The sequence below is a fragment of the Aeromonas sp. RU39B genome, assembly GCF_900156095.1.
Classification (GTDB): Bacteria; Pseudomonadota; Gammaproteobacteria; order Enterobacterales; family Aeromonadaceae; genus Aeromonas.
The window spans coordinates 483,833-510,052 of sequence record NZ_FTMJ01000001.1 but is presented as its reverse complement, the minus strand read 5'-3'; the positions used below and the strand labels follow the sequence as shown (position 1 = coordinate 510,052).

Annotated in this window: 26 protein-coding genes and 1 tRNA gene; 20 read left to right on the top strand and 7 right to left on the bottom strand. The window is 54.9% G+C overall.

All coding sequences use genetic code 11. From position 1 onward, the window contains the following. Positions 1 to 163: 163 nt before the first annotated feature. Together BW958_RS02240 and BW958_RS02235 are read left to right on the top strand one after the other, a co-directional pair. Positions 164 to 916, top strand: coding sequence for a phosphatase (locus BW958_RS02240; protein ID WP_076573869.1), 753 nt, complete (start codon positions 164 to 166; stop codon positions 914 to 916). A 106-nt stretch (positions 917 to 1,022) separates the two neighbouring features. After that, positions 1,023 to 1,098: transfer RNA gene (locus BW958_RS02235), tRNA-Thr, on the top strand. Positions 1,099 to 1,301: 203 nt separating this feature from the next. On the opposite strand, the gene BW958_RS02230 is transcribed toward BW958_RS02235, so the two are convergent. Continuing rightward, positions 1,302 to 2,234, bottom strand: coding sequence for an FAD:protein FMN transferase (locus BW958_RS02230; RefSeq protein WP_076573867.1), 933 nt, complete (start codon positions 2,232 to 2,234; stop codon positions 1,302 to 1,304). 8 nt (positions 2,235 to 2,242) lie between these two features. Beyond that, positions 2,243 to 3,184: a LysR family transcriptional regulator gene (locus BW958_RS02225; RefSeq protein WP_076573866.1), complete on the bottom strand. Its 942-nt coding sequence runs from the start codon at positions 3,182 to 3,184 to the stop codon at positions 2,243 to 2,245. Between the two features lie 146 nt (positions 3,185 to 3,330). On the opposite strand from BW958_RS02225, the gene BW958_RS02220 reads away from it, so the two are divergent. The 3 genes from BW958_RS02220 to BW958_RS02205 all read left to right on the top strand — a co-directional run bounded on the left by BW958_RS02220 (position 3,331) and on the right by BW958_RS02205 (position 7,277). Next, a complete protein-coding gene (locus tag BW958_RS02220; protein WP_076573864.1) occupies positions 3,331 to 3,939 on the top strand; it encodes an NADPH-dependent FMN reductase in 609 nt (202 codons plus the stop codon). A 4-nt stretch (positions 3,940 to 3,943) separates the two neighbouring features. After that, positions 3,944 to 6,364 (top strand): flavocytochrome c, encoded by a 2,421-nt coding sequence (locus BW958_RS02215; protein ID WP_076573862.1) that lies wholly within the window; start codon positions 3,944 to 3,946, stop codon positions 6,362 to 6,364. A 700-nt stretch (positions 6,365 to 7,064) separates the two neighbouring features. Beyond that, the gene (locus BW958_RS02205) at positions 7,065 to 7,277 is read left to right on the top strand and encodes a cold-shock protein (RefSeq protein WP_076573858.1); all 213 of its coding nucleotides are present in this window, start codon (positions 7,065 to 7,067) and stop codon (positions 7,275 to 7,277) included. Between the two features lie 572 nt (positions 7,278 to 7,849). Here BW958_RS02205 and BW958_RS02200 read toward each other — a convergent pair. Then, positions 7,850 to 8,767 (bottom strand): LysR family transcriptional regulator, encoded by a 918-nt coding sequence (locus BW958_RS02200; protein WP_076573856.1) that lies wholly within the window; start codon positions 8,765 to 8,767, stop codon positions 7,850 to 7,852. A gap of 178 nt (positions 8,768 to 8,945) precedes the next feature. On the opposite strand from BW958_RS02200, the gene BW958_RS02195 reads away from it, so the two are divergent. Together BW958_RS02195 and BW958_RS02190 are read left to right on the top strand one after the other, a co-directional pair. Then, positions 8,946 to 9,953 carry an aldo/keto reductase gene (locus tag BW958_RS02195; protein ID WP_076573854.1) on the top strand — a complete coding sequence of 336 codons (1,008 nt, stop codon included), beginning with the start codon at positions 8,946 to 8,948 and terminating at the stop codon, positions 9,951 to 9,953. Positions 9,954 to 10,025: 72 nt separating this feature from the next. Beyond that, on the top strand, positions 10,026 to 10,667 hold the full coding sequence (locus BW958_RS02190) for a carboxymuconolactone decarboxylase family protein (protein WP_076573852.1): 642 nt from the start codon (positions 10,026 to 10,028) through the stop codon (positions 10,665 to 10,667). 30 nt (positions 10,668 to 10,697) lie between these two features. Here BW958_RS02190 and BW958_RS02185 read toward each other — a convergent pair whose 3' ends face one another. Both BW958_RS02185 and BW958_RS02180 read right to left on the bottom strand, forming a co-directional pair. Further along, the gene (locus BW958_RS02185) at positions 10,698 to 11,588 is read right to left on the bottom strand and encodes a LysR family transcriptional regulator (protein ID WP_076573850.1); all 891 of its coding nucleotides are present in this window, start codon (positions 11,586 to 11,588) and stop codon (positions 10,698 to 10,700) included. A gap of 135 nt (positions 11,589 to 11,723) precedes the next feature. Beyond that, positions 11,724 to 13,148 (bottom strand): MFS transporter, encoded by a 1,425-nt coding sequence (locus tag BW958_RS02180; RefSeq protein ID WP_076573848.1) that lies wholly within the window; start codon positions 13,146 to 13,148, stop codon positions 11,724 to 11,726. 329 nt (positions 13,149 to 13,477) lie between these two features. On the opposite strand from BW958_RS02180, the gene BW958_RS02175 reads away from it, so the two are divergent. After that, positions 13,478 to 15,313, top strand: coding sequence for a sensor domain-containing diguanylate cyclase (locus BW958_RS02175; RefSeq protein WP_076573846.1), 1,836 nt, complete (start codon positions 13,478 to 13,480; stop codon positions 15,311 to 15,313). A gap of 12 nt (positions 15,314 to 15,325) precedes the next feature. On the opposite strand, the gene cobO is transcribed toward BW958_RS02175, so the two are convergent. Together cobO and BW958_RS02165 are read right to left on the bottom strand one after the other, a co-directional pair. Continuing rightward, positions 15,326 to 15,922, bottom strand: coding sequence for a cob(I)yrinic acid a,c-diamide adenosyltransferase (gene cobO, locus BW958_RS02170; RefSeq protein ID WP_076573844.1), 597 nt, complete (start codon positions 15,920 to 15,922; stop codon positions 15,326 to 15,328). 135 nt (positions 15,923 to 16,057) lie between these two features. Continuing rightward, entirely contained in the window at positions 16,058 to 16,852 is a 795-nt protein-coding gene (locus tag BW958_RS02165) for an MIP/aquaporin family protein (RefSeq protein WP_076573842.1), read from the bottom strand. Positions 16,853 to 17,477: 625 nt separating this feature from the next. Here BW958_RS02165 and pduA point away from each other — a divergent pair. Genes pduA through BW958_RS02100 form a run of 12 tightly spaced genes read left to right on the top strand, consistent with a single transcriptional unit; the run spans position 17,478 to position 26,218 of the window. Further along, positions 17,478 to 17,762 carry a propanediol utilization microcompartment protein PduA gene (pduA, locus tag BW958_RS02160; protein ID WP_076573841.1) on the top strand — a complete coding sequence of 95 codons (285 nt, stop codon included), beginning with the start codon at positions 17,478 to 17,480 and terminating at the stop codon, positions 17,760 to 17,762. Beyond that, on the top strand, positions 17,759 to 18,580 hold the full coding sequence (pduB, locus tag BW958_RS02155) for a propanediol utilization microcompartment protein PduB (RefSeq protein WP_076573840.1): 822 nt from the start codon (positions 17,759 to 17,761) through the stop codon (positions 18,578 to 18,580). Before pduA ends, pduB begins: the two co-directional genes overlap by 4 nt. A gap of 21 nt (positions 18,581 to 18,601) precedes the next feature. Next, entirely contained in the window at positions 18,602 to 20,266 is a 1,665-nt protein-coding gene (pduC, locus tag BW958_RS02150; protein ID WP_076573839.1) for a propanediol dehydratase large subunit PduC, read from the top strand. A gap of 12 nt (positions 20,267 to 20,278) precedes the next feature. Then, on the top strand, positions 20,279 to 20,938 hold the full coding sequence (locus BW958_RS02145) for a propanediol/glycerol family dehydratase medium subunit (protein ID WP_076573838.1): 660 nt from the start codon (positions 20,279 to 20,281) through the stop codon (positions 20,936 to 20,938). Positions 20,939 to 20,953: 15 nt separating this feature from the next. Next, positions 20,954 to 21,472 (top strand): propanediol dehydratase small subunit PduE, encoded by a 519-nt coding sequence (gene pduE / locus BW958_RS02140; protein ID WP_076573836.1) that lies wholly within the window; start codon positions 20,954 to 20,956, stop codon positions 21,470 to 21,472. A 45-nt stretch (positions 21,473 to 21,517) separates the two neighbouring features. After that, the gene (locus tag BW958_RS02135; protein WP_076573834.1) at positions 21,518 to 23,344 is read left to right on the top strand and encodes a diol dehydratase reactivase subunit alpha; all 1,827 of its coding nucleotides are present in this window, start codon (positions 21,518 to 21,520) and stop codon (positions 23,342 to 23,344) included. Then, complete coding sequence (locus BW958_RS02130) at positions 23,341 to 23,691, top strand: glycerol dehydratase reactivase beta/small subunit family protein (protein ID WP_076573832.1); 351 nt, start codon at positions 23,341 to 23,343, stop codon at positions 23,689 to 23,691. Before BW958_RS02135 ends, BW958_RS02130 begins: the two co-directional genes overlap by 4 nt. Positions 23,692 to 23,728: 37 nt before the next feature. Further along, positions 23,729 to 24,004 carry a propanediol utilization microcompartment protein PduJ gene (gene pduJ, locus BW958_RS02125; RefSeq protein WP_076573830.1) on the top strand — a complete coding sequence of 92 codons (276 nt, stop codon included), beginning with the start codon at positions 23,729 to 23,731 and terminating at the stop codon, positions 24,002 to 24,004. A 30-nt stretch (positions 24,005 to 24,034) separates the two neighbouring features. Then, positions 24,035 to 24,775, top strand: a complete 741-nt coding sequence (locus tag BW958_RS20610; RefSeq protein ID WP_083687220.1) for a BMC domain-containing protein — start codon at positions 24,035 to 24,037, stop codon at positions 24,773 to 24,775. A 5-nt stretch (positions 24,776 to 24,780) separates the two neighbouring features. Continuing rightward, positions 24,781 to 25,413, top strand: coding sequence for a phosphate propanoyltransferase (locus BW958_RS02110; protein WP_076574107.1), 633 nt, complete (start codon positions 24,781 to 24,783; stop codon positions 25,411 to 25,413). Between the two features lie 2 nt (positions 25,414 to 25,415). Next, positions 25,416 to 25,931, top strand: coding sequence for a PduM family microcompartment protein (pduM, locus tag BW958_RS02105; protein ID WP_076573827.1), 516 nt, complete (start codon positions 25,416 to 25,418; stop codon positions 25,929 to 25,931). Then, positions 25,922 to 26,218 (top strand): EutN/CcmL family microcompartment protein, encoded by a 297-nt coding sequence (locus BW958_RS02100; protein WP_076573825.1) that lies wholly within the window; start codon positions 25,922 to 25,924, stop codon positions 26,216 to 26,218. Before pduM ends, BW958_RS02100 begins: the two co-directional genes overlap by 10 nt. Positions 26,219 to 26,220: the final 2 nt, after the last annotated feature.

Genomic DNA, 26,220 nt, shown 5'->3' with positions numbered 1-26,220 from the left:
TCAAGGCCCGTTATAGACACAGCTGAAACGAAAAATCAATTTATAACTGAATGGAAATTCAATTATTTCATCTGCTATTCACCGCGCGAGACAGCTTTTGGCATCAGCGTGGCCGCCCGGTCGGTGATTTGTTATCCTGTTTGTCTGCCCAGGAGGAGCCCGCATGAAGTATTCGGTCGACACTCATACGCACACCGTTGCCAGCACCCACGCCTACAGCACGATCCACGACTATCTTCCTGTCGCCAAAGCCAAGGGCATCGTGCTGTTTGCCACCACCGACCATGGCCCGGCGATGGCCGATGCCCCCCACTACTGGCACTTCGTCAATCTCAAAGTGCTACCCCGTATCGTGGATGGCGTGGGGATCCTGCGCGGCATCGAAGCCAACATCAAAAGCGAGGCGGGTGATATCGACTTTCTCGATAACCATCTGGGTGGGCTCGATCTGGTGTTAGCCGGTTTCCACGAGCCGGTCTTTCCGCCCAAAGACAAAGAGACCCATACCCGCGCCATGATCAATACCATCAAGAGCGGCCGTGTCGATATCATCAGCCATCCGGGCAACCCCGCCTTCCCCATCGATATCGAAGCCGTGGTGCGCGCCGCTGCCGAGCATCAAGTAGCGCTTGAGGTCAATAACTCCTCCTTTATGCACTCACGCAAAGGCAGCGAGTCAAACTGCCGCGCGATTGTCGAAGCGGCCCGCGATCTTGGCGCCTGGCTGGCGTTTGGCTCTGACTCTCATGTGGCTTTTAGCCTCGGGGATTTTGAACACTGCCACCGACTGGTCACAGAGGCCGGCTTCCCCGAAGAGCGCCTGCTGGCGCGCAGCCCCGATGCCCTGCTCAGCTTCCTCGAGCGACGCGGCCACCCGGTCATCGAAGAGTTCGCCGTTTTGCGCCACGGCGCTTGATACCAACACAACAGGCCGCCCAAAAAAACGCCAAAACCAATCCGGCGCAAGTTTTTTTCAACAAGCCGTTGACTGGAAATGGTTTTTTCCTATCATCTGAGGTCGAGCCGGTATAGCTCAGTTGGTAGAGCAGCGCATTCGTAATGCGAAGGTCGTAGGTTCGACTCCTATTACCGGCACCAGATAAGGCAAAGGGCCAGCATTGTAATGATGCTGACCCTTTGCGCTTTTATAGCTTTAGGTACCCACTCTGACCTGCTATAGCGTTGTATGAAGATTCACTCTGGCTGTTTAACAACATGCATATGAATGAAACGCCCATCACGGTGATGGGGTACAGGTTGTGATCATGCTGAAGTAGAATCTGAATGTTACTGGCCTATGCCTAAGCGAGCGTTATCTTATCTCTCAGGTTTGAGGTCATTGCTAGTTGGCCATCCACGGTCACCACTATTGCTTCCATTCCATCGATTTTATTCACCTCTGCTAAAATCCCTCTTGGATCTAACCCAAACAATTTTGTCGTGTATATATCCCCATCCAAGGAACTATCAGAAATAATAGTTAAGGATGCCACATTATTATCTACCGGATAGCCGGTACGACTATCAAAGATATGGTGGTATTGATTGCCATCATGCGCGAAGGTTCTTTCATAAATACCAGAGGTAACGATGGACTGATTTCTTATTTTTACCTTGGCAACACTGTGACCTCTTGGCAAAAAAGGATTCTGAATACCGACATCCCAATCTTGTTTCCCTTTTGGTGACTCACCATATACCAGCAAGTTACCACCAATATCAATCATAGCGGAAACAGGATGCTTTGACTTGAAAAAGGCCATTACCTTATCGCTAAAGTAGCCTTTAGCGATGGAGCCTAAGTCGATTTCCATTCCCTCTCTAGTAAAAAACACCGATTTAGCCTCATCATTTAATATGATATTATCGGGCTTTAACAATCTCAGAACTTGGTTAATTTCTTGCTGATAAGGCACTCTCGCCTCGGCAAAGCCGACTTTCCACAATTTGATTAAAGGACCGATAGCGATATTTATAAAAGCATTAGGCTCTAAACTGTGACTTCTTCCAATTCTTATTAATTCATATAGCTCATGTGCCACAACAACCGGTTGTTTAAACGCTGTTTTTTTCAAATCAGCCAACTGTGATAACTCACTATTCGCACTAAATACGTGCTCGTAATGCCTCAGTCGTTCACATGCCTCTGCCAGCCATATTTCTGCTTGGTCGCCTTTAAAATAGAGCCGAATCTTGGTACCCATGAGGCTTATCACTTGCGTGGTTTCGTTCATAGATGTTCCTATTCATGGCATGCGAATTTTTCTGTGTCTTTATAGCGTAAAAATGCATCAAGCAGACCTGCATCAATCTCTGATAGCTTCCTATTGCTGTTGTACGCGATAAAATAATCCAGGTTCAACTGGTCAGTCGGCAATTCATAAATGTTATACATTGATGGACACGGCACAATCGAAAGACTTTCAGGAACAAATGTAAGACCCACACCAGCCATGGCAACATTTTTAACAGTAGCTATTTCACTACTTTCCAAAATGATATCTGGCTTTATCTTATAAATACCCAGTAAGTTATCAACCTGCATTCTGATAGCAGAACCCTTTGCCGTCAGCACCAACTTCTGCTGCAATAACTTCTCTATTGGAATAGTTCCTGAAGAGATATAACCGACATCCGTTTGGTAATACTCACATGATTTTGGTATCACCGCATAGTATCGATGTTTACCCCAAGAAACAGCACAAAGCGTTGGTTCAATACTACTTGAATTCTGCCCAATCCAAAAATCCACCTCATTCTTTAATAGCCTTTTTTCATTCCTCTCTGGAATATCCTCCATCAGTTCTATTCGACATGTGGGATAGCGCATCATAAACTTTGGCATAAAAAGAGGAATCAGATAAGTGCCGATACTGGGTAAGATGCCAATTTTTACTGTCGTTTTTTCCATATCCGTAATAGACGAAATCTGCCGGCGCATATTAGAGTAAACCGTCTCGAGGGAAACGAGATAATCATAATAAACCTTGCCTGCTTCAGTGAGGCGATAGGGTAGTTCATTGCGATTTACAACCTGACAATTCAACTCATTTTCAATACGTTTAATAACCTGAGTTAAATATGGTTGAGATATATAAAGAGCGTCAGCAGCCCTGCTGTAGTTACTGAATCGCAACAATGCATCAATGTAATAGCGTATATTTTGGTGTTGCTGACCTGCCATTATCTAGCCCTTACCAATCGTTCGATTTACACATCATAACAAATCACTTATAACAATGAAATATTTACCTATTGGATAATTTTTTTATTCTATGCTACAACACCAAAAATTTCATTACAGCAATTATGGCATAGGAACTACTCAGTATGAACTACTTAGCAATAGTTGGTACCAACTCTCGTGTATCAACAAACCGCATGCTACTACAATTTATGAAGAGGCGCTTTGAGAAAAGTGCCAACATAGAGTTATTTGAAGTAATGGAACTTCCAGCTTTTTATGAGGCCAATGAACATCAGATTCCCGAGGAAGTTGCGACTCTTTCTGAAAAAATACGCCTAGCCGATGGTGTTATTATCGCGACACCAGAATATGATCATGCCATTCCTGCCGTTTTAAAAAGTGCACTGGAATGGATTAGCTATACTAGCCAGGCACTTATTGACAAGCCCGTTTTGATTGTCGGAGCGTCCCATGGGGCATTGGGGTCCTCACGCGCCCAAGCGCACCTTCGCCAAATTCTTGATTCTCCAGAATTGTCGGCTCGTTTGATGCCGGCTAGTGAATTTTTGCTCGGAAAATCACAAGCTGCATTCAACGCTGATGGCATTCTGGTCTACCAAGACAAGCTTGCTGAACTGGATGAAATTTTTAGAGAGTTCGTTCTTTTCACTGAGCTTATATGCAAACTTTTATTAGAAAAAACGACTATCAAAAGAAATAAAAAATACGTTTGGCAAACTCAGGAGGCATGAAGGTATGAAATTTACAGCGCTCGTCGGAACCACGTCGCCAAGCTCTTACAACCGGACACTGCTCCAGTTTATGCAAACGCATTTTAACGACAAAGCCAGCATTGAACTGCTAGAAATTGTTGGTATTCCGATGTTTAACCAAGACCTGCCCTCAAATCATCCGCTGCTATTGGCTATTCACAATAAAATAGTGGAAAGTGACGGTGTCATTATTGCGACACCAGAATACAATCATTCAATTCCATCTAGCTTAAAAAGCTTACTCGAATGGCTTAGTTACGAGCTTCACCCTTTCGATGGCAAGCCGGTAATGATCCTAGGCGCATCCATCGATGCTCAAGGCTCTTCTCGCGCGCAGTTACACCTACGCCAAATACTGGATGCGCCTGGCGTGAACGCAAACGTCATGCCCGGCTATGAATTCTTACTTGGTAATGCCCATAAGGCGTTTGACGAAAATGGTCGTTTAAGTAGTGAAGGTACAATCGACTTTTTGGAAAGATGCTTCTTGCGCTTCATGCGATTCGCCAAAATTTCGAATCAGTTAAATGAAGAAGAGGATTTTTCTTTCACTCCTGGCACCTATGAAGTTCATGCATTAGGTCATGGCGGTGCGCTACCGATGAAGGTCGCCTTTAGCGAGAAGAAAATTGAAAGCATCAATATTGATACCGCAGGCGAGACAGAAGGTCTGGCTGATGTCGTCTTTGTCCGGATCCCTGACAAAATCATAGAGGGTCAGACGCTGAATGTGGACGCCCTATCCGGCGCATCTGAAACAAGTCATGCGGTGCTTGATGGTGTTGCCAAAGCGGTGAAACTAGCCGGTGTCAACCCTGACATTTTAAGGCGACGCCCGAAACCAGCGAGTAGTTTGAATCACGGCGATGAAGAATATACCTGTGACGTGGTTGTGATTGGCGGCGGCGGGGCTGGCTTGAGTGCAGCGGCGACAGTGTTACAACAAGGCAAACGTGCCATTATATTAGAAAAATATCCGGCTGTTGGTGGTAATACCATCCGCACTGGTGGCCCGATCAATGCCGCAGACCCCGACTGGCAGAGAACTTTTCAAGAAAACCCGGGTGAAAGGCATACCATCGAAGCGCTATTGGGCACCCCTGAAAGTGAGATTCATCCTGAATACCTAGGCGATTTCAGAGCATTGAAAGACGAATTTTCATCGTACCAAGCTCTCTTTGGCCATAACAAAGGATACCTATTTGACTCTCCGTTACTTCACCGGATGCAAACCTATTTCGGTGGTAAACGCACAGACCTGCAGGGTAACAGTATCTACGGTCAATATGACTTGGTGAAGATCTTAACTGACCAAGCCCTAGAGAGCGTTAAATGGCTTGAGGAAATCGGTGTTGAATACGATAAATCTATCGTATTTGCTCCCGTCGGTGCGCTATGGCGGCGTGGCCATAAACCGGTAAAAAAATATGGCACTGCCTTCATCGTTGCTTTAAAAGAATATATCGAAAGGATGTCCGGCACCATTCTAACGGATAGCCCAGCCAAAGAGTTTCTGCTTGAAAATGGCGAAATCAAAGGTGTGGTTGCCACTGGTGTAAATGGACAGAAGATCACTGTTCGCGCGAAAGCCGTGGTTCTGGCCAGTGGTGGGTTTGGTGCCAACACCAAGATGCTAAAACAGTACAACACCTACTGGAACTACATTGCTGACGACATAAAGACAACCAACTCCTATGCGATGACCGGCGATGGTATTTTGCTTGGTCAATCAGTGGGTGCTGGCTTAACCGGTATGGGCTTTACACAAATGATGCCCGTCGCCGACCCGATTACAGGCGAACTGTTCAGTGGTCTGCAAGTACCGCCCGAGAACTTCGTGATGGTGAATAAACAGGGTAAGCGTTTCGTCAACGAATTCGCCGGCCGTGATGTATTGACAAAAGCAGCACTGGCTGAAGGTGGTCTCTTCTATCTGATTGCAGATGATGAGATCAAGAAAACTGCAGCGAACACGAGTCAGGAAAAAATTGATCGTCAAGTTGAAGCTGGGACCGTCTTCAGAGCCGACACGCTTGAAGAATTGGCAGTCAAAGTAGGGATAGCCCCAGATGTATTGGTGAATACCATTAGCCGATACAATAGTTATGTCGAGGCAGGTGAAGATCCTGAATTCCACAAGGACACGTTTAGCTTGAAGGTTGAAAAAGCACCTTTCTATGCAACGCCAAGGCAACCAGCAGTTCACCATACAATGGGGGGGTTGAAGATTGATACGTTCGCCAGAGTTCTGGATGAAAATAATCAGCCCATCAAGAATTTGTATGCGGCAGGTGAAGTTGCCGGAGGGATCCATGCCGGTAACCGCCTAGGTGGGAACGCGTTGGCTGATATCTTTACATTCGGTCGAATCGCAGGGAAAACTGCCGTAGAAGCTATCAGTTGATGCCCTAAAGCAAATGAGAAAGGTCGACCAATAGTCGGCCTTTCTTATTAGAGTCTTCACCATCCTCTCAACACAAACGGGGGACCTAGCATTTTAGACAAGGCCCAGTGCTATCGAGATAGCTTGTTGGTTACACCCGAGAAGTATGTATCACCAGCAGTGACAGGCAGGAAAAGCGCTGTTATCTGCAAATCAACTGTGTTACGCACAGCCGGGTCGGCTACCGTGTAATGACCCCGCAGCAGGCTGGTGCTGGTGTCATCACTCCCCTCTAACCGCTTCGCCACCTTGACGCGCACCGGATTAAGCTCGACGCAGACCATGTTCGCCAGCAATGCTAATTCAGTCAGTAGCGCCTGACTTTTGAAGCGATCTCCCTAGAAGGGTTCTCTCAAACAGGTGGGCGGCTCAGCATAATCTAGGTAAATGCTTAAAATGCATTAATAGTCATTTTTTTGACTAAAAATACCGAGCTATAGGTGACGTTACATAGAAATCATCAATATGCGTTATTTTAAAAAATGTGTTGCTTTTTATTTACCAACAACGTACTTTAGTCAAACATTCACATTATCCTGAATGTTCAGTAACAAGTAGCAGCCCTCCCCTGTGTTCACATCCTTGTGAATCCTCTTGAGTTTCTCCAACCTGTTATATCCATAGCTACACAATAGCTATCAATCTTTTTTAAGGTTTCTACATGTCCAAGACAACTGGCTCCGTCAAATGGTTCAACGCTGATAAAGGCTACGGCTTCATTACACCTGATCATGGTGGCAAAGATCTTTTTGTACACTTTAGTGCTATTCAGGGCGATGGTCATAAGAGTCTTTTCGATGGTCAGCGCGTCAGCTTCATCACTGAAAAGTCGCCAAGAGGCGAAAATGCAGTAAACGTAAGCGTTGTTGCCTAATAACGCTAGGGCAGGGAGTGATCTTTGCCCGAGAATATTCATAAAAAAAGGAAATCTATGCTATTTAATATCGACAGCGACTTATGCGTTTCAAAGCACACTGCCCCTAACAGTAATAAGTGGATATGCTATTCAGCCTGTTTAAGCACTGACAACAAGAAACGCACCACATGGAAAAACGTAACGGGTTTGCTGAGCACCGATGGTATGTATCGGTGGTTATTGGAAAACCACAGCGCTAACCATGCAGCAGAACATTTTTCTGACCTTTCTCTTCGTTCAGATCATTGATAAGTAAATATTAGTTAGATTTACATCACGATTAAACCATCCGCAGCTATGTCCCTCTGTTACTGCAACAAGAAGCGAGTCACACTCGTTATTAGGTTGTTCCATAGCAGCTATATATACTTTCCCAAAGTAACTACTGACCATACTTATTCATATTATCCGACGCTGACAACTGATTTGTCGTAATATACATAACCCAGTATGCAGCAACCCTTCCTATCAGCGTCCCGCCAAGAATGGATCATCTGAGTGAACGTATTGTTCTACCCAGTAGCGACACCTTACCTACTACCATCACGCTTAGCGGCGCTCCCCTCACGCAGCCGTTCGATAACCAGCGCCATGGCCGGTGGAAGCTGGCGACGGCTGGTGTAGTAGAGATGATAACCGGGAAATACTGGCCACCAGTTTTCCAGTACGGGGAGCAGTTGCCCACTGGCAACGTGGGGCTGAACCATGTCGAGTGGTAAAAATGCGAGCCCGGCACTATCGAGCGCGGCTTGCAACATCAGATAGCTGTTATTGAAAATGGTTTGCCCGTGCACTCGCACATTGATCTGCTGCTGAGCGTTTTCACACTCCCAAGCATATAAAGCGCCGTGGGTGGGCAGACGCAAATTGATACAGCTGTGCGCCGTCAAATCCTGCGGTGTTGTCGGCACATTTCGGCTTGCCAAATAAGCGGGTGAACCGACGATCGCCATACGAATATCCGGGGAGATGCGCACCGCGATCATATCTTTATCCACCCGATCGCCCAATCGCACGCCGGCATCAAAGCGCTGCGCCGCAATATCAATCAGACCGTAATCGACACTCAGCTCAACCTGGATATCGGGATATTCTGCCAAGAGGGGCTGTAATCTGGGCCAGAGCACGGTGGAGATGGCATGATCTTGCGCCGTGATACGCACGACTCCCGCCGGTTTATCACGCATGTCACTGAGTGCGCCCAGCTCTTGCTCGATTTCATCGAGCCGCGATGCCACCACATCCAGCAGGCGGGCACCCGCTTCGGTGGTGGACACACTGCGGGTTGTTCGCGCCAGCAAGCGCACGCCAAGTCGCGCCTCCAGCGCCTGCATACTATGACTTAAGGCCGAGCGCGATACGCCGAGCTGCGCTGCCGCCCGGGTAAAGCTGCGCTCGCGCGCCACCACCACAAATGCCTGCAGATCATTGAGATTCTCTTTCGCCATAGCGCCTTGCCTTGCTGTTTGCGGCGCCTAGTTTGCGGCCACATTGGTGAATTAATTGCACAAGAGCATGCGGATTTTTCTATCTACCGCACAATTTAGCCAACTTTTATAGTGTTGCCCATCACGAAGGAGCGCTACGCGCTTTCACTATGTCGCCTCACTGTCTGAGAGATTCGCTATGAATTACCGCTATCTGGGGCGCAGCGCCCTGCAAGTGTCCCCCCTGTGTCTTGGCGCCATGATGTTTGGTGGCGAAACCGATGTAGCCACCTCACAGCGCATCATCGCCAAAGCCGGCGAGCAGGGAATCAACTTTATCGATACCGCCGATGTCTACCATGCCGGACGTTCTGAAGAGATTGTCGGGCAAGCCATCGCCGCTGACCGTGATCGCTGGGTGGTCGCCACCAAGTTTGGTTTCCCGGCCTCCCCCAATGCTGGCCCGAACCAGCAAGGTGTCTCGCGCAAATGGATTTACCAGTCGGTTGAAGCCAGCCTCAAGCGCCTTGGGACGGACTATCTCGATCTGCTCTACTTCCACCGCGCCATCCCGGGATTACAACTGGAAGAGGGCGTTCGTGCGATAGGGGATCTGATCCGCCAGGGCAAGGTCCGTTACTTTGGCCTCTCTAACTTCCATGGCTGGCGCATTGCCGAGGTGGTGCGTCTGGCCGACCAACTGGGTATCGAGCGCCCGGTGGCCAGCGAGCCGCTTTATAACATCGTTGATCGCAGCGCCGAGCGGGAACAACTCCCGGCAGCCGGCCACTATGGTCTTGGCGTTGTGTCTTACAGCCCGCTGGCGCGCGGCGTGTTGTCGGGGAAATACGCGGTGGATACGCCGCCACCTGCAGACAGTCGCGTTGGACGAGGCGATCGACGCATCATGCAGACCGAGTGGCGCCCCGAATCCCTGCATATCGCCCGACAGATCGCCAACTATGCGGCAGAGCGCGGTACCACCTCGGTGGCGTTCGCTCTGGCCTGGGTGCTTAAAAACCGCTTGGTGAGTGCAACCATTGCCGGGCCGCGTACCGAGGCACACTGGGATAGCTACATGAATGCGCTCGCGCTGCAACTCACTGCCGAAGACGAGGCATTTATCAACTCGCTGGTCCCGCCCGGACACACCTCCACACCCGGTTACACCGATCCCGGTTATCCGGTGGAAGGCCGCGTGATCTGAGACATTCGCGGCGTGCCTGCCCGGCAGATGGCAGGCACGCCAGCCATTTATCATCTATCAGGAGCCAGCTTGATGACCCACCACAGTGAACAGCGCGACCTGCCTTTGATACAGCAAGCCATCATTCCGATTGCAGCCTTCGCCGCCGCCGGCGATCAGCGCAAACTGGCTCACGCCCTGGAGCAGGGGCTTGATGCCGGTATGAGTGTCAGTACGGCCAAAGAAGTGCTGGTGCAACTTTATGCCTATGCTGGATTTCCCCGCAGCATCAACGCATTGGCAACGCTGATGGCGCTTTTACCCAAGCGAGCAGAGCGTGGAATCCAAGACCTTGAGGGGCCAGCCCCCAGCCATCCGGCGCCGCTCGGGGATGATCTATTGGCGCGCGGCAGCGCCAACCAGACCAGGCTGGTCGGCCAGCCGGTCAGCGGCCCGCTGTTTGAATTTGCGCCCGCCATCGACACCTTTTTAAAGACCCACCTGTTTGGTGATATTTTCGAGCGTGACAACCTCGATTGGCAGAGCCGTGAAGTGGCGACGGTGGCGATGCTAAGCGCCATCGCCGGCGCCGAGTCGCAGCTGCGCTCACACCTGTTGATCAGCATCAATACCGGTCTGAATCACCAGCAGCTACAGCAACTGGTGCAGATATTGACCGAGCAGGTGGGCGGCGATACAGCGCTGCGAGCCCGCACTGTATTGGCAGGGCTTTAACACCGCCCTTGCCTTGCTGATAGCGCAAGGCTAGGTGATGCGCAGCGCCTCAACCAGCAGACGAAATGCCGGCGATGACTGGCGGCGACTTGGGTAATAGAGGTGATAACCGGGAAAGGTAGGGCTCCAGCTCTCAAGCACCGCAATCAACTGGCCACCGGCAAGGTATGGGGCAACTGCGTCGAGCGGCAGATAAGCCAATCCCGCGCCAGTGAGCGCAGCGCGCAAAATGGCCGAGCCAGTATTAAACACCCACTGGCCGGCCACATGGGCTTTAAGCCAACTGCCCTGCTGCACAAATTCCCAGCTCAGCAGGCTGTCATGGGTGGGCAGACGCAGGTTAATGCAATTTTGATTGGCCAGATCGCGCGGCGTCTGCGGGACCGGGTAACGAGCAAAATAGGCCGGCGCCCCCACCACGACCATCTTCAAGTCAGGGCTGATGCGCACCGCTATCATGTCCTTTTCCACCTGATCCCCAAGCCGGACACCGGCATCAAATTTTTGCGCCACGATATCGGTCAGACCGTAGTTAACATTGATTTCGATGCGCACATCCGGGTAGTCGATGGCCAGTTGCGAGAGTTTTGGCCAGAGAAACATATCGGCGGCATGCTCGGCGGTTGTGATGCGAATGGTGCCAGCCGGCTTGTCTTTCAGTTCGCTCAGCGCCGCAAGCTCATCATCTATCTCCTGAAAGTGCGGACCCAGAGTGGTAAGCAGTCGCTCACCGGCCTCAGTCACCGAGACGCTGCGGGTAGTGCGAGTGAGTAAGCGAATCCCAAGACGCTCTTCCAAGCCACGAATGGTGTGACTGAGTGCCGACTGGGAGAGCCCCATCTGAGCCGCCGCGCGGGTAAAACTCCCCTCTCTGGCCACGGTCAGAAAGGCGATCAGATCGTTGTAATTCTCGCGGGCCATTGATGAGCTCTCCTCATGATATGCATCATGATTATGCAAGTAATCCCGGGCAATACCAGCACCCAACAGCAACCCCATAGGCAAAAGGCATCGCGGTGATCGATGCCTTTTACCATTGCGGTCATAGGTGAGCAGTTAGCGCGCCGCGGCCAACGTCGGCTTGTTCTGCGTTGGCAGCAGATTGCACAGCAGCGTGACCAATGCGGCCAACAGCAGCGCCACCAAGCAGCCGGCAAACCCGGCCGAGAGCTGATGCGCCAGCAATACCTTGCCATCCAGTTGGCTTTGGTGCGCCGCAGCAAACACCACCACCATGATGCTAAGTCCCAAGGTGCCGCCCAGTTGATGCGCCATATTGACCAGCCCCGATGCTGCGCCAGCATCCCGCGCCTCAACCCCTGCCACGCCCGAGATGGTCAGCGGCCCCAATGCCGCACCATTGCCCAGTCCAAGCAGCAGCATGGGCCAGGCCAGACCCGAGAGATATTTAGCATCGGCGGTTAAGTGGCTGAGTAGGTACATCCCGATCGCCAGCAGCAACAGAGCCAGCAACAACACGCCGCTGTTACCCAGACGGCGCGTTAATCTCGGCACCATGATGGAGGAGAAAAAGGTGGGCACAGTGAACGGAATAAACCCGATCCCGGCCTGCACCGGCGTCATGCCCAGTACGTTTTGCATAAATTGGGTGGTAAAGAAAAAGAAGCTGACCATGGCGCCAAGAAACAGCATCCGGCCAAGGTACGCCCCCACCCGCTCGCGGCTATTAAACAGCCGAAGCGGCAGCAATGGCTGGGCGCTGCGCCGCTCGACCAGCACAAACAATACCAGCAGAGCCACACCGCTCGCCGCAGCAATCAGCGTCTGACTGTCCTGCCAGCCTGCGGTCGCGGCGTGCTCGATGCCATAGACCAGCGCCGCCGTGCCGACGGTCGAAAGCACCGCACCGGGCAGATCGAAGGCGCCGCGGTGGCGTTCACTCTCTACCAGCAGCGAACGCGAGGTCAGCAGCAGGGCGATACCAATCGGCACATTGATAAAAAATCCCACCCGCCAGGAGAGCCAGCCAGCAAAGAGCCCACCCAGCACCAGACCCAACGTCGCGCCAATCCCTGCCGTGGCTGCGTAATAGGCCAGCGCCCGGGTACGCTCATGTCCCTCTGAGAAATTGATGGAAAGCAGCGCCAGGGTGGATGGCGCCAAAATAGCGGCCCCGATGCCTTGCAAGGCGCGGGCAGCCAGCAACCACTGTGGGCTTTGGGCCGCGCCAATGAGCAGCGAGGCCAGCACAAACAACGCCAGCCCGAGCAGGTACATGCGTTTGCGTCCCAGCAGATCGCCCAATCGCGCCCCCAGCATCAGCAGCCCGCCAAAGCAGAGGGTGTAAATATTTTGCACCCAGGAGAGGCCGGTCACGCTAAAACCCAGCGATTGGCGGATCTCGGGCAAACCGGTAATCACGATGGAGGTATCGAGCAAGATGACCAGATAGCTGACCAATATCACGGTCAATACCCGCCACTGCTGGGCACTAAAGCCCGAACGGTTGAGTGCATTCATAAGGAGTTCCGATAAAAAGCGCCCGGACGATTCATGCCAAAGCGATAGAGGGACTTGCCACCGGCAAGCGTGATGGCGGTTACTTTATCGCCCAAATCGAGCGCTGATTAGCCGGCTCGGATTGATAGAACTTATGAGTGGGATTAATCAATTAAGAGGCATGATTGCTTATTGATAATAAATGGGGCGCGGCAGTCGGCCATTTACGCCCCACAGCAAGACCATCATCCCGCTGGGCTGAGGGCAATTTTGTTTGTATCAGATCCGGATGTATTACCGATTAATCATGGCTATACCTAATGGGAGATGTGACTACCCGATGGAGTGCCATGTTACAGGCCAATCGCACCCGGATCCCCGATCTGCTGGGCTATGATGCTCAGGCCAAACTCGTTGCCCTCGATCGCGCCTACGGCATAGTTGAATTCGATCTTGAAGGCACGATTGTGCTGGCTAACGAGCTCTTTTGCTCATTTGTCGGCTATAGCAAAGAGGCGTTGATCGGCGCACCGCACACTATGCTGCTAACGCCCGCCGATCGGGCACAGCACAATGGCTTCTGGCAGGAGGTGCTGGCCGGACGCCTCGAGTCTGGTGAGTTCAAGCGAATTGGCAAGGGCGGTAAAGAGGTGTGGATCCACGCCTCTTATACGCCAATCACCGATCCGCAAGGGAGGTTGCTCGGCGTGATCAAGCTGGCGCTGGACATCACCCAAAGCCGTAACGAGCAGGCCGCGCAGCAATCGCGTCTTAGCGCGCTCTATCGCTCCCAGGCGGTGATCGAATTCAGCCTTGATGGCACCGTGCTGGATGCCAACAGCAACTACTGCCAGCTGACCGGCTATGAACGCCATGAACTGATCGGCAAACCACACCGACTACTGTGCGAACCCTCTTTTGCTGACTCGCCACACTATCAGCAATTTTGGGAAACCTTGCGCCGCGGCGAGCTGGTCAGCGGCCGCTTTCGCCGGCTGGGTAAGCAAGGTCACCCATTCTGGATCCAGGCCTCCTACAACCCGGTGCTGGACGGCGATGGGGTGGTGCGCAAGGTGATCAAATACGCCTACGACATCACCCACAATGTCAAACTGGAGATCATCGCCAGCGATCAGCGCGCCATTCTCGATATTATGCTGACCGCACACCATAGCTTTCTGCTCGATCGGGATCTGGCCTGTGCCTGCGACAAAATATTTAACCCTCTGCTGAGGGTCACCGGCAGCGAATTCGGCTTTATCGGCATTGTTCATCAGGAAGAGGCGTGCCCGGTGCTGCATGTGCCAAGCATCACCAACCTCAGCTGGGACGAGCAAACCCGTCAATGGTACGAGTTGCAGCGGCAACGGGGCGGATTGGTTTTTCGCGATCTCGATAACCTGTTTGGCCATGTCATCACCCACAACACTCAGGTGTGTACCAACGAACCGACCCAACATGTTGCCAGTCGCGGCATGCCGACTGGCCACCCGCCGCTGACCTCGTTTCTCGGCATTCCAATCCGTTATCAGGATTCGGTGATCGGCATGATTGGGCTGGCCAACCGCCCCGGCGGATTTGATGATGAGCTGATCGCTCTGCTCACGCCGCTGGTGACCACGCTGGGTACGCTGATCCACGCCCGCACCCTAGAAGATGAGCGCAGCCTTATCGAAAACACCCTGCGCTTTAATGCCGAGCACGACTTTTTGACCGGATTACCCAATCGCAGCAGCTTTTTCGAACACGCCAATGTGCTGTTCAGCCATCTGGAAGACGAATCGTCAGATCTACCCACTAGCTCTCTGGCGCTGCTCGATATCGATCACTTTAAGCAGATTAACGATGAGTATGGCCATCTGGTCGGTGACCTGGTGCTCAAAGAGTTAGCCCACCTGCTACAAGGCCAGTTTCGCGATATCGACATCATCGCCCGCATTGGCGGTGAGGAGTTTATTGTGCTGCTCAAGGGTGCAACACGGGAGTTGGCGGTCAAGATCATGGATCGCTGTCGCGAGCAGGTAGCGCAGCACCGCTTCGAGCATGACGGGCAGGCGATCTGTTTTACCATCAGCGTGGGGGTAGCGGCGTTTTCCCGACAGTTCCACTCGATAGACGAGTGGATCCATGATGCCGATACCCGCCTCTACCGCTCAAAACACGCAGGACGCAACCGGGTGAGTTGACCCCGTCACGCCTTAGTAATCGATCCCTTTTTGCACCTTGATGCCGGCATCGAAGGCATGTTTGACGCTGTCGATATCGCTTACCGTGTCAGCGAGTTCGCGCAACTGGCGATGGCATTGACGGCCGGTGATGATGACGTGTTGATGTGCAGGTCTCCCCTGCAAAGCCGCCATAACCCGCTCCAGATCGAGATAGCGATAGGTGATCATGTAGGTGAGCTCATCGAGCATCACCAAATCGATGCTCTCGTCACGAAGCCAGCCTTCTACTTTCTCCCATAACGCTTCTGCAGCCGCCTTGTCGGCATCGAAATTCTGGGTATCCCAGGTAAACCCGGTGCCCATTAAAGCAAACAGCACGCCGCACTGCTCCAGCACCCGGCGCGCCCCGTCATCCCACTTGTCGCTTTTGACAAACTGGGCCACCACCGATTTCTGCTGATGGCCCACCGCCCGCAGCACGCAGCCAAAGCCAGCGGTCGATTTACCTTTACCGTTGCCGGTGATCACCAGCAGCAGGCCCCGCTCTTCGGTGGCTTGACGCACACGCTCGGCCACCGCTTCTTGGCGACGCTGCTGACGCGCCTGATGCCGTTCCTGATTTCTCATTGCCTCTGTTCCCCCGGGAAAATGTGGCACCAGTGTAACGTGATGGCGTCAACAAGGTGAATCGGTTGCCCATGTAAAAAACTGGCCACCCATCGGGATGGCCAGTGCTCACGAGGAAGAAAGAGCGAATTGTGATTACACCTTGCAGGCATTGCAGGGCAGATTTTTACCAATCAACATCTTGTAGCAGGCCGCGCCGAGGCAAGCGCCGATAATCGGTGCCACAATCGGCACGATAAAATAGGGAATATCGCGGGCTCCGGTCATGGCCACCGAGCCCCAACCGGCCAGGAAGGTAAACAGCTTGGGTCCAAAGTCACGGGCCGGATTCATGGCAAAGCCGGTCAGCGGGCCCGTGGCGGCACCAATCACGGCCACCAGCACACCGATGAGCAGCGGGGCCAGCGGGCCTCTGGGGACACCGTTGCCATCGTCAGTCAGCGCCATGATAAGGCACATTAATATCGAGGTAATAATCACCTCAACCAATGCAGCCTGCCAAACAGAAATATCCGCATTGGGGAAGGTGCTGAATATACTGGCCAGATAGAGACTTTCCGGCGACCCACGCACCATTTGGTGGGCCGTTTCATAAGTACCGAACAGATTGTAATAAATCACAAAGCATACCAGCGCACCGCCAAAGGCACCGGCCGTTTGCGAAATGATATAGGGTATGACTTTCTTGCCATCAAAGCAGGCAAATAACCACAGGGCAATAGTGACTGCCGGGTTGAGGTGTGCACCGGAAACGGCCGCAGTCAAATAGACTGCCAAGGCAATCCCCAGCCCCCACACAATACAGATTTCCCACAGGCCAAAGCTGGCGCCGGCTAATTTAACGGCGCACAGACAACTGGCACCGAAAAAGATAAACAAGCCGGTCCCCATGAACTCGGCAATACATTGTGATCGAAGTGATTGGTCCATTTTTGAGTCCTTTTCTATGGCAGTTCCCGAGAACACAGGCGCCGGCAGGCTTTGACTACACATGAACTGCGTGCCCTGTCGTCCCTTCAAAGCGTTGCAGGCACACTATATCGATGCGGCGATGAATTTTTTTGTCTAGCTGACATTCAGCAGAGGCAAAAAATCGCACTGTCATGCTAAAAATTAGCCATAAGACGACAGGCGCCGCTGTTTTCATTACCAGTAACAAGCGGTTAGATAAATTGCTGAAATACTACTTTCTTGCGCTGGCCAATTACCAATTGTGTTAATTACTTCGCATTTTCTGAAAAGTGGGGACGCAAACAGAAAACGTCAGCGGGGAGAGTCAACTAAAACGCGAGGACAAACTTCACGCAAATACCACATAAAAAAATCCCTGTCACTCTCTATTTTTAATTTTTGCGCACGCCCCCTGTCCTGAATTTGCTATCGCCGTTATCGCGCCCATCCCTAGGCAAATCCCGCTTTCGCTCATCTTCACGCCAATTTTTTCATACGCCATTCCCAATTATTCCCGGTGCAACTGCGCAGGACAGCCATTCTTTTGCAAATCGTCTTCGTATAGTCAGCCTGCCAATTTCTACAAGCTCTAGTCGAGGTTCACATGCAACAAGAAGCGTTAGGAATGGTGGAGACCCGCGGACTGACCGCCGCCATCGAAGCGGCCGACACCATGGTGAAATCCGCCAACGTGGTACTGGTCGGTTACGAAAAGATCGGCTCTGGTCTGGTCACCGTCATCGTTCGCGGTGATGTGGCTGCCGTCAAGGCTGCTGCTGATGCCGGCGCACAGGCCGCTGCCAATGTGGGTGAAGTGGTTGCGACCCATGTGATCCCGCGTCCACACACCGATGTCGAAAAAATTCTGCCAAAGGGACTTAACCAATGAGTAGCGACAACCTGGTCGAACACATCATGGCCCAGGTGATGGCGAAAGTGAGCGAAAAAACTGCGGCCGGATCCCCACAAGTTACTGCTTTGCAAGAGACAGCACGAGGCACAAACATGGCTGAGAAAACCTGCAGCGTCACCGAGTTCGTTGGTACTGCGATAGGCGACACCATTGGTCTGGTGATTGCTAACGTCGATCAACAGTTGCTTGACGCGATGAAACTGGAAAAACGCTATCGCTCCATCGGCATTCTCGGTGCTCGCACCGGGGCCGGCCCGCACATCATGGCCGCCGACGAAGCCGTCAAGGGTACCAACACGGAAGTGGTCTCCATCGAGCTGCCGCGTGACACCAAGGGTGGCGCCGGTCACGGCTCCCTCATCGTGTTTGGTGGTGAAGATGTCTCCGACGTCAAACGCGCCGTCGAAGTGGCGCTCAAAGAGCTGGATCGCACCTTTGGTGATGTCTACGCCAACGACGCCGGCCACATCGAGCTGCAATACACAGCGCGGGCCAGCTATGCCCTGGAAAAAGCCTTCGGCTCTCCGCTCGGCAAATCCTGCGGCGTCATCGTCGGCGCTCCCGCCTCCATCGGTGTGCTGATGGCCGATACCGCCGTCAAATCTGCCAACGTGGACGTGGTGGCCTACAGCAGCCCGGCTCACGGCACCAGCTTCAGTAACGAAGTCATTCTGATCATCTCTGGCGACTCGGGTGCAGTGCGTCAGGCCGTGATCAGTGCTCGCGAGATCGGCAAAACCCTGCTCGGCGCTCTGGGGGATGAACCGACCAACACCCGCCCCTCCTACATCTGAGCACGCATGTGAGGTTTTTCCATGAGATCGAAGAGATTTGAAGCGTTGGCAAAACGTCCGGTTAACCAGGACGGTTTTGTCAAAGAGTGGATCGAAGAAGGCTTCATTGCCATGGACAGCCCCAACGATCCGAAACCCTCCATCAAGATCGTCAATGGGGAAGTTGTCGAGCTCGACGGCAAGCCTAAGGCCCAGTTTGACCTGATTGACCACTTCATTGCCAACTACGGGATCAGCCTGGCGCGGGCCGAAGAGGTCATCGCCATGGACTCGAAAAAGCTGGCCAACATGCTGTGCGACCCCAACGTGTCGCGCAAGGAGATCATCCCGCTCACCACCGCCATGACCCCGGCCAAGATCGTCGAAGTCATGTCGCACATGAACGTGGTCGAGATGATGATGGCCATGCAGAAGATGCGTGCCCGCCGCACCCCGTCACAGCAAGCTCACGTCACCAACGTGCGTGATAACCCGGTGCAAATCGCTGCCGATGCGGCCGAAGGCGCCTTCCGCGGCTTTGACGAGCAAGAGACCACCGTCGCGGTGGCCCGTTATGCCCCGTTCAACGCCATGGCCCTGTTGGTTGGCTCGCAAGTCGGTCGTCCGGGCGTGCTGACCCAGTGCTCCCTGGAAGAGGCCACCGAGCTCAAACTCGGTATGCTCGGCCACACCTGCTACGCCGAAACCATCTCGGTATACGGCACCGAGCCGGTGTTCACCGACGGTGATGACACCCCCTGGTCGAAGGCATTTTTGGCCTCGTCCTACGCCTCGCGCGGCCTGAAGATGCGCTTTACCTCGGGCTCCGGCTCGGAAGTGCAGATGGGCTATGCCGAAGGCAAGTCGATGCTCTATCTGGAAGCACGCTGCATCTACATCACCAAGGCAGCCGGTGTGCAGGGTCTGCAAAACGGTTCGGTGAGCTGTATCGGTGTGCCCTCGGCCGTGCCGTCAGGCATTCGCGCCGTGCTGGCCGAAAACCTCATCTGCGCTTCGATTGACCTCGAATGCGCCTCGAGTAACGACCAGACCTTCACCCACTCCGACATGCGCCGTACCGCCCGCATGCTGATGCAGTTCCTGCCGGGTACCGACTTTATCTCCTCCGGTTACTCCGCCACCCCGAACTACGACAACATGTTCGCCGGCTCCAACGAGGATGCCGAAGACTTCGACGACTACAACGTCATCCAGCGTGACCTGAAAGTCGACGGTGGTCTGCGTCCGGTGCGTGAAGAGGATGTGGTCGCCGTGCGCAACAAGGCCGCGCGCGCCCTGCAAGCCGTGTTTGCCGGCATGGGTCTGCCCCCCATCACCGATGAGGAAGTCACCGCCGCAACTTACGCCCACGGCTCGAAAGATATGCCCGAGCGCAACATCGTCGAAGACCTGAAGGCAGCGCAAGAGATCATCGAGCACAACCGCAACGGTCTGGAAGTGGTCAAGGCACTGGCACAAGGCGGTTTTGCCGATGTAGCCCAGGACATGCTCAACATCCAGAAGGCCAAGATCTCCGGCGACTACCTGCATACCTCCGCCATCATCGTCGGCAACAACCAAGTGCTCTCTGCCGTCAATGATGTCAACGACTATGCCGGCCCGGGTACGGGTTATCGCCTGGAAGGTGAGCGCTGGGAAGAGATCAAGAACATCCCGAACGCGCTTGACCCTAACGAGTTGGGATAAGGAAGACGTGTCATGGTTGATATCAATGAAAAACTGTTGCGTCAGATCATCGAAGAAGTGCTGCAAGGCATGCAGGGACAGGACAAACCGGTCTCTTTCCATGCTGCGCCGGCCAGTGCGGCCACAGCCGATGGTTTTCTGACCGAGATGGGCGAAGCCCGTCCGGGCTCCAGCCGCGATGAAGTGGTGATCGCCGTCGGTCCGGCCTTCGGTCTCTCCCAGACGGCCAACATCGTCGGGGTGTCGCACAAGCAGATCTTGCGCGAAGTGATTGCCGGCATCGAAGAAGAGGGCCTTAAAGCTCGGGTCGTGCGCTGCTTCAAATCCTCCGACGTGGCCTTCGTGGCCGTGGAAGGGGACCGTCTGAGTGGCTCCGGCATTGCCATCGGCATCCAGTCCAAGGGCACCACGGTCATTCACCAGCGTGGTCTGCCGCCGCTCTCCAACCTTGAGCTGTTCCCGCAGGCACCGCTCATCACGCTGGAGACCTATCGCCAGATCGGCAAGAACGCCGCCAAGTACGCCAAGGGTGAGTCGCCGCAACCGGTGCCGACTCTGAACGACCAGATGGCTCGTCCGAAATACCAGGCCAAGTCTGCCGTGCTCCACATCAAGGAAACCAAGCATGTGGTCACCGGCAAACCTGCTCAGGAACTCAAGGTGGCGCTTTAACGGAAGGATATGACGATGAATGCAGAAGCCATTGAATCCATGGTCCGCGATGTACTGAGCAAGATGAACAGCTTGCAAGGTGCCTCCAGCGTGATCTCGGCGCCCTCTGCCAGTAAACAGGCAGCCACGGTGGCCGACTATCCGCTGGCCAACAAGCATCCGGACTGGGTCAAAACCGCAACCAACAAGACCCTCGACGACATCACGCTGGAGAGCGTACTGAGCGGCAAGATCACCGCCCAGGATATGCGGATCACGCCCGAGATCCTGCGTATCCAGGCTGACATTGCCCGCAGTGCCGGCCGGGATCGCCTGGCCATGAACTTCGAGCGTGCCGCCGAGCTAACTGCGGTGCCGGACGAACGGGTGCTCGAAATCTACAACGCCCTGCGCCCCTATCGTTCCTCGAAAGAGGAGCTGACAGCGATCGCTGACGAGCTGGAGCAGAAGTACCAGGCCAAGATCTGCGCCGCGTTTGTGCGCCAGGCGGCCGGACTCTACCAGACCCGTAAGAAACTCAAGGGTGATGACTGATAGCCGACGTCAGGTCAGCAGTTCACAACAAGGTGGGAGCAGGTGATGGAATACATTGTGGGTGTGGATATCGGAAACTCGTCAACCGAAGTGGCGCTCGGCGCCAGGGATGCACAGGGCAATTTTCGCTTTGTCGCCAGCGCGTTGACCGAGACCACCGGCATCAAGGGGACCAAGCGTAACCTGTTTGGCATCTACAAAGCCCTCAACCTGCTGGTCGATAAAGCCGGTATTGCCTTGACCGATCTGAGCATGATTCGGATCAACGAGGCAACGCCGGTAATTGGTGACGTGGCGATGGAGACCATCACCGAAACCATCATCACCGAGTCGACCATGATTGGCCACAACCCCAAGACCCCGGGTGGACTCGGGCTCGGGGTTGGCCTCACCATCACCTTCGACGAGCTGCTGACCCGCTCGCCCGGCGAGCCTTACATTGTGGTGGCACCGGCCACCCTCGATTTTGCCGACATTGCCGGCATGATCAACGCCGCCAGCAAGGCGGGATACCGCATCGAAGCGGCCATTTTACAGCGGGACGACGGGGTGCTAGTCAATAACCGGCTCGAGCGTCCCATTCCGATTGTCGATGAAGTGAGCTACATCGACCGCATTCCGATGGGCATGCCGGCCGCGGTGGAGGTCGCCTCCCCCGGTCAGGTCATCAGCCAGCTCTCCAACCCCTACGGCATCGCCACCGTGTTCAATTTAAGCGCCGAAGAGACCCGCAATATCGTGCCGGTCGCCCGCGCCCTGATTGGTACCCGCTCGGCCGTGGTGGTCAAAACCCCGCAAGGGGATGTCAAAGCCCGCACCATTCCGGCCGGGCACCTGATGCTGTTTGCCAACGGCCGCACCACCAGTGTCGATGTGGCCGACGGCAGCGAACGGATCATGCAAGCGGTGCGCAGCTGCCGCCAGCTCGATAACGTGACCGGCGAGTCCGGCAGCAACATAGGTGGCATGCTGGAGAACGTGCGCCAGACCATGGCCGAGCTGACCAACAAACCCGCCTCTGACATTTTTATCCAGGACCTGCTGGCCGTGGACACCTTCGTTCCGGTCAATGTGCAGGGCGGACTGGCTGGTGAGTTTTCCTTAGAGCAGGCGGTCGGCATCGCCTCCATGGTCAAATCCGATCACCTGCAGATGGCGCGCATCGCCGAAGAGATCCACCACACCCTGCACATTCAGGTGCAGATTGGCGGCGCCGAAGCAGAAGCGGCCATCCTCGGTGCCTTGACCACCCCCGGCACCAGCAAGCCGATGGCGATTCTGGATCTGGGGGCTGGCTCAACCGATGCCTCCATCATCAACACCCAGGGCGAGATTGTCGCCACTCACCTCGCCGGAGCCGGCGACATGGTGACCATGATCATCGCCTCCGAGCTCGGCCTTGACGATCGTTATCTGGCCGAAGACATCAAGAAGTATCCGCTTGCCAAGGTCGAGAGCCTGTTCCACCTGCGTCACGAAGACGGCACGGTGCAGTTCTTCGACACCCCGCTACCGCCGGCCGTGTTTGCCCGGGTGGTGGTGGTCAAGGAGGGGCACTTCATTCCGCTGCCCGGCGAATTGCTGCTTGAGAAGGTGCGCAATATCCGCCGCTCGGCCAAGGAGCGGGTGTTTGTCACCAACGCCCTGCGCGCCCTGCAGTCAGTGAGCCCCACGGGCAACATCCGCGACATTCCGTTCGTGGTGCTGGTCGGCGGCTCGGCGCTCGATTTCGAGGTGCCGCAACTGGTGACCGATGCCCTCTCCCATTACAACCTGGTGGCCGGTCGCGGCAACATCCGCGGCGTCGAAGGCCCGCGTAATGCGGTGGCCACCGGTCTCATCCTCTCCTACCTGCAGGAGCATCAGTCATGAGCAGCTACGAAGAGCGCCCGGTGATCCTGGTGCACCTGCTCGCCGGCTGCCCCGCCAGCCACTGGCAGGAGGTGCTCTATGGCATTGAGGAAGAGGGGATTCCCTATCTCACCGCCGAGCACAGCAGTGCCGGGCTGGAAGAAGCGGCCTATGAGGCCGCCCAGCTCTCGCCCCTGCTGGTCGGCATTGCCTGCCAGCGTGATGCGCTGGTGGTGCACTACAAGAACCTGCGACCGGAGAGCCCGCTTTATCGCTTCTCTGACTCGCATGCAGCGCCCGACGTATTGCGGGCACTGGGCAGCAACGCGGCCAGACTGGTCAAGGGACTGCCATTTAAACCCATGTAATTCAACGTGTTAACACAAACAGCTGGAGAGTTCGCAAATGAACAATGCATTGGGACTGGTTGAGACCAAAGGGCTGGTCGGCGCCATTGAGGCGGCAGATGCCATGGTCAAGTCCGCCAACGTGCAGTTGGTAGGCTACGAGAAGATTGGCTCCGGCCTTGTCACCGTGATGGTGCGGGGTGATGTGGGCGCCGTGAAAGCTGCCGTTGAGGCGGGCGCCGTGGCTGCCAAAGCCGTCGGTCAGGTGCAGTCTTGCCACGTGATCCCGCGTCCGCACAGCGACGTGGAGAACATCCTGCCGAAAAGCCTGTAATCGAGTGTCCGCCAGGAGGAGGTGCTGAACGTGAAACAGTCACTGGGATTAATCGAAGTTCGCGGCCTGGCTCTGGCCGTCGAGGTGGCCGATGCCATGGCCAAGTCAGCCGCAATCCGGCTGGCGGGCGTGGAGAAGACCAACGGCGGCGGCTGGATGACCATCAAGGTGGTCGGCGACGTGGCTGCCGTCAAATCGGCACTCTCTACTGGCGCCGCTCTGGCACAGGTTCATGACGGACTGGTTTCGCAGACCGTGCTGGCACGTGCCGATGAGCATGTGATGGCGATGACGGTCCCGGCCAGTACCGAGGCAACGGCCAAAGAGGCTGCGCCTGACGACGCACCGAGTGCCGAATTACACGCTATTGACGCAACCAGCACCGAGGTGAGCGACTCCGAACCGCTCTCCCCGGCGCTTGAATCTCCCGCGCCCACCTTCTTTGAGCTGGTGGTGACACCGGCCGTGGACGATGAGCCCGAGCCGCTCCCGACGCCGAACGTATCACTCGCCTGTGCGCCAGAGCGTGAGCCTGAGCAGATCAGCAGCTGGGAGCTGCAGCGCGACGCGCACGCTGATATCGCGCCGAGCGAGATGACGCAGAGTGTTGCCGAACAACCGGCCGAACTCGACGCCGAACCGACGTTGCAAGACGCAGCGCAGCCGGCAGTGATGGCGCCCGCCAAGGCCAGCTGCAATCTGTGCAACGACCCGCTCTGCCCCCGGCAGAAGGGAGAACCTCGTCGTAAGTGCCTTCACGCAAGAGGTTGAAGATCATGTTAGAGCTGGAGCAGGTCAAGCAGGCTGTCACCCACGTCCTTGCCGAGATGCGCCAACGGCCTGTGCCGTTTGGTATCTCGAACCGGCACGTGCATTTAAGCGAGAAGGACTATCGGGTCCTGTTTCCCAATCAGCCGTTGACCATGCAAAAACCCCTGCGCCAACCGGGCCAGTTTGCCAGTGAGCAAACCGTTACCCTGGTCGGCCCGAAGGGGATGATCAAAAAAGTGCGCATTCTTGGCCCCCTGCGTGGGGAGAGCCAGATCGAACTCTCGCGCACCGATGCCCGCACCTTGGGCATCAATGCGCCCCTGCGCCTGTCTGGCAAATTGACCGGCACGCCCGGCATCAAACTGATCAGCTCTTACGGCGAGCTGATGCTGGATCACGGCGTGATCGTGGCCCTGCGCCATGTGCACATGTCACCGCTTGATGCGCTGATCTACGGCGTCAAGCACGGGGATAGCGTACAGGTGGCGATCCACAGCCAGTCACGCAAAACCGTGTTTGACGATGTGGCCGTGCGGGTCTCGCCGGACATGGTGCTTGAGCTGCACCTGGACACCGACGAAGCCAATGCTGCCGGCGCCGATGATGCGGCCGCTTACGCCGTGCTGCAGGGAGCCTGATCATGCCAACCCTCGCCCCCAGCCAGATTGAGCAGATCGTCGAGCAGATTGTCACGCTGCTGCGCCAGCGCGAACGCTCGGTGCTGGCGGTGCGCCAGGATGATCTTGAACGCGGTCTAAACGCTGCCGTGTGGGTGCGCCACGCCCATCTGCATATTCAGCAGCCGACCGCCGCCTTTATGCAGCAGCTGGCCTGTGCCGACAGCGATTGGCGCGCCGTGCAAAGCGTGCACGAAGCCTGGTCGCTCGGGGTACAGGTGCACGTCAGCCTGCATCAACAACTGCTGCCGCAGCTGCAAGTCAAGGCGCTGTGCGCCCTGCCGCTGAGTCTGAGCGATCATCGCGGCACTGCGGTCATGCTGCAGGCCGGTCAACTGGTCGGGCGCAGTGAACTGGCCGGGCTACACGATGCCTGGTTACTCACCGCCCCGCACACTCTTCTGACCCCGCTGGCTCGCGATCTGCTGCGCCAGCATCACATCCACTGGATCCGGCAGGAGTCACCATCATGCAACTAGCCAAAGTGATCGGCTCGCTCGTTTCGACCCAGAAGTCCCCTTCCCTCATCGGCAAAAAACTGCTGCTGGTGCAGCTGGTCAATGCCGACGGCAAGCATCCCGATGAGGATCGCCTGCGCGAAGAGGTGGCGGTTGACTCGGTGGGCGCCGGCGAAGGGGAAACGGTGCTGATCTGCCGCGGCGCTTCGGCGCGCTGGGTGTTCGGTGAACCGAACGAGGCGATCGATCTGGCGGTGGTCGCCATCGTCGATACGGTCACCGTCAACAGCACCCTGGTTCAACCCTAGGA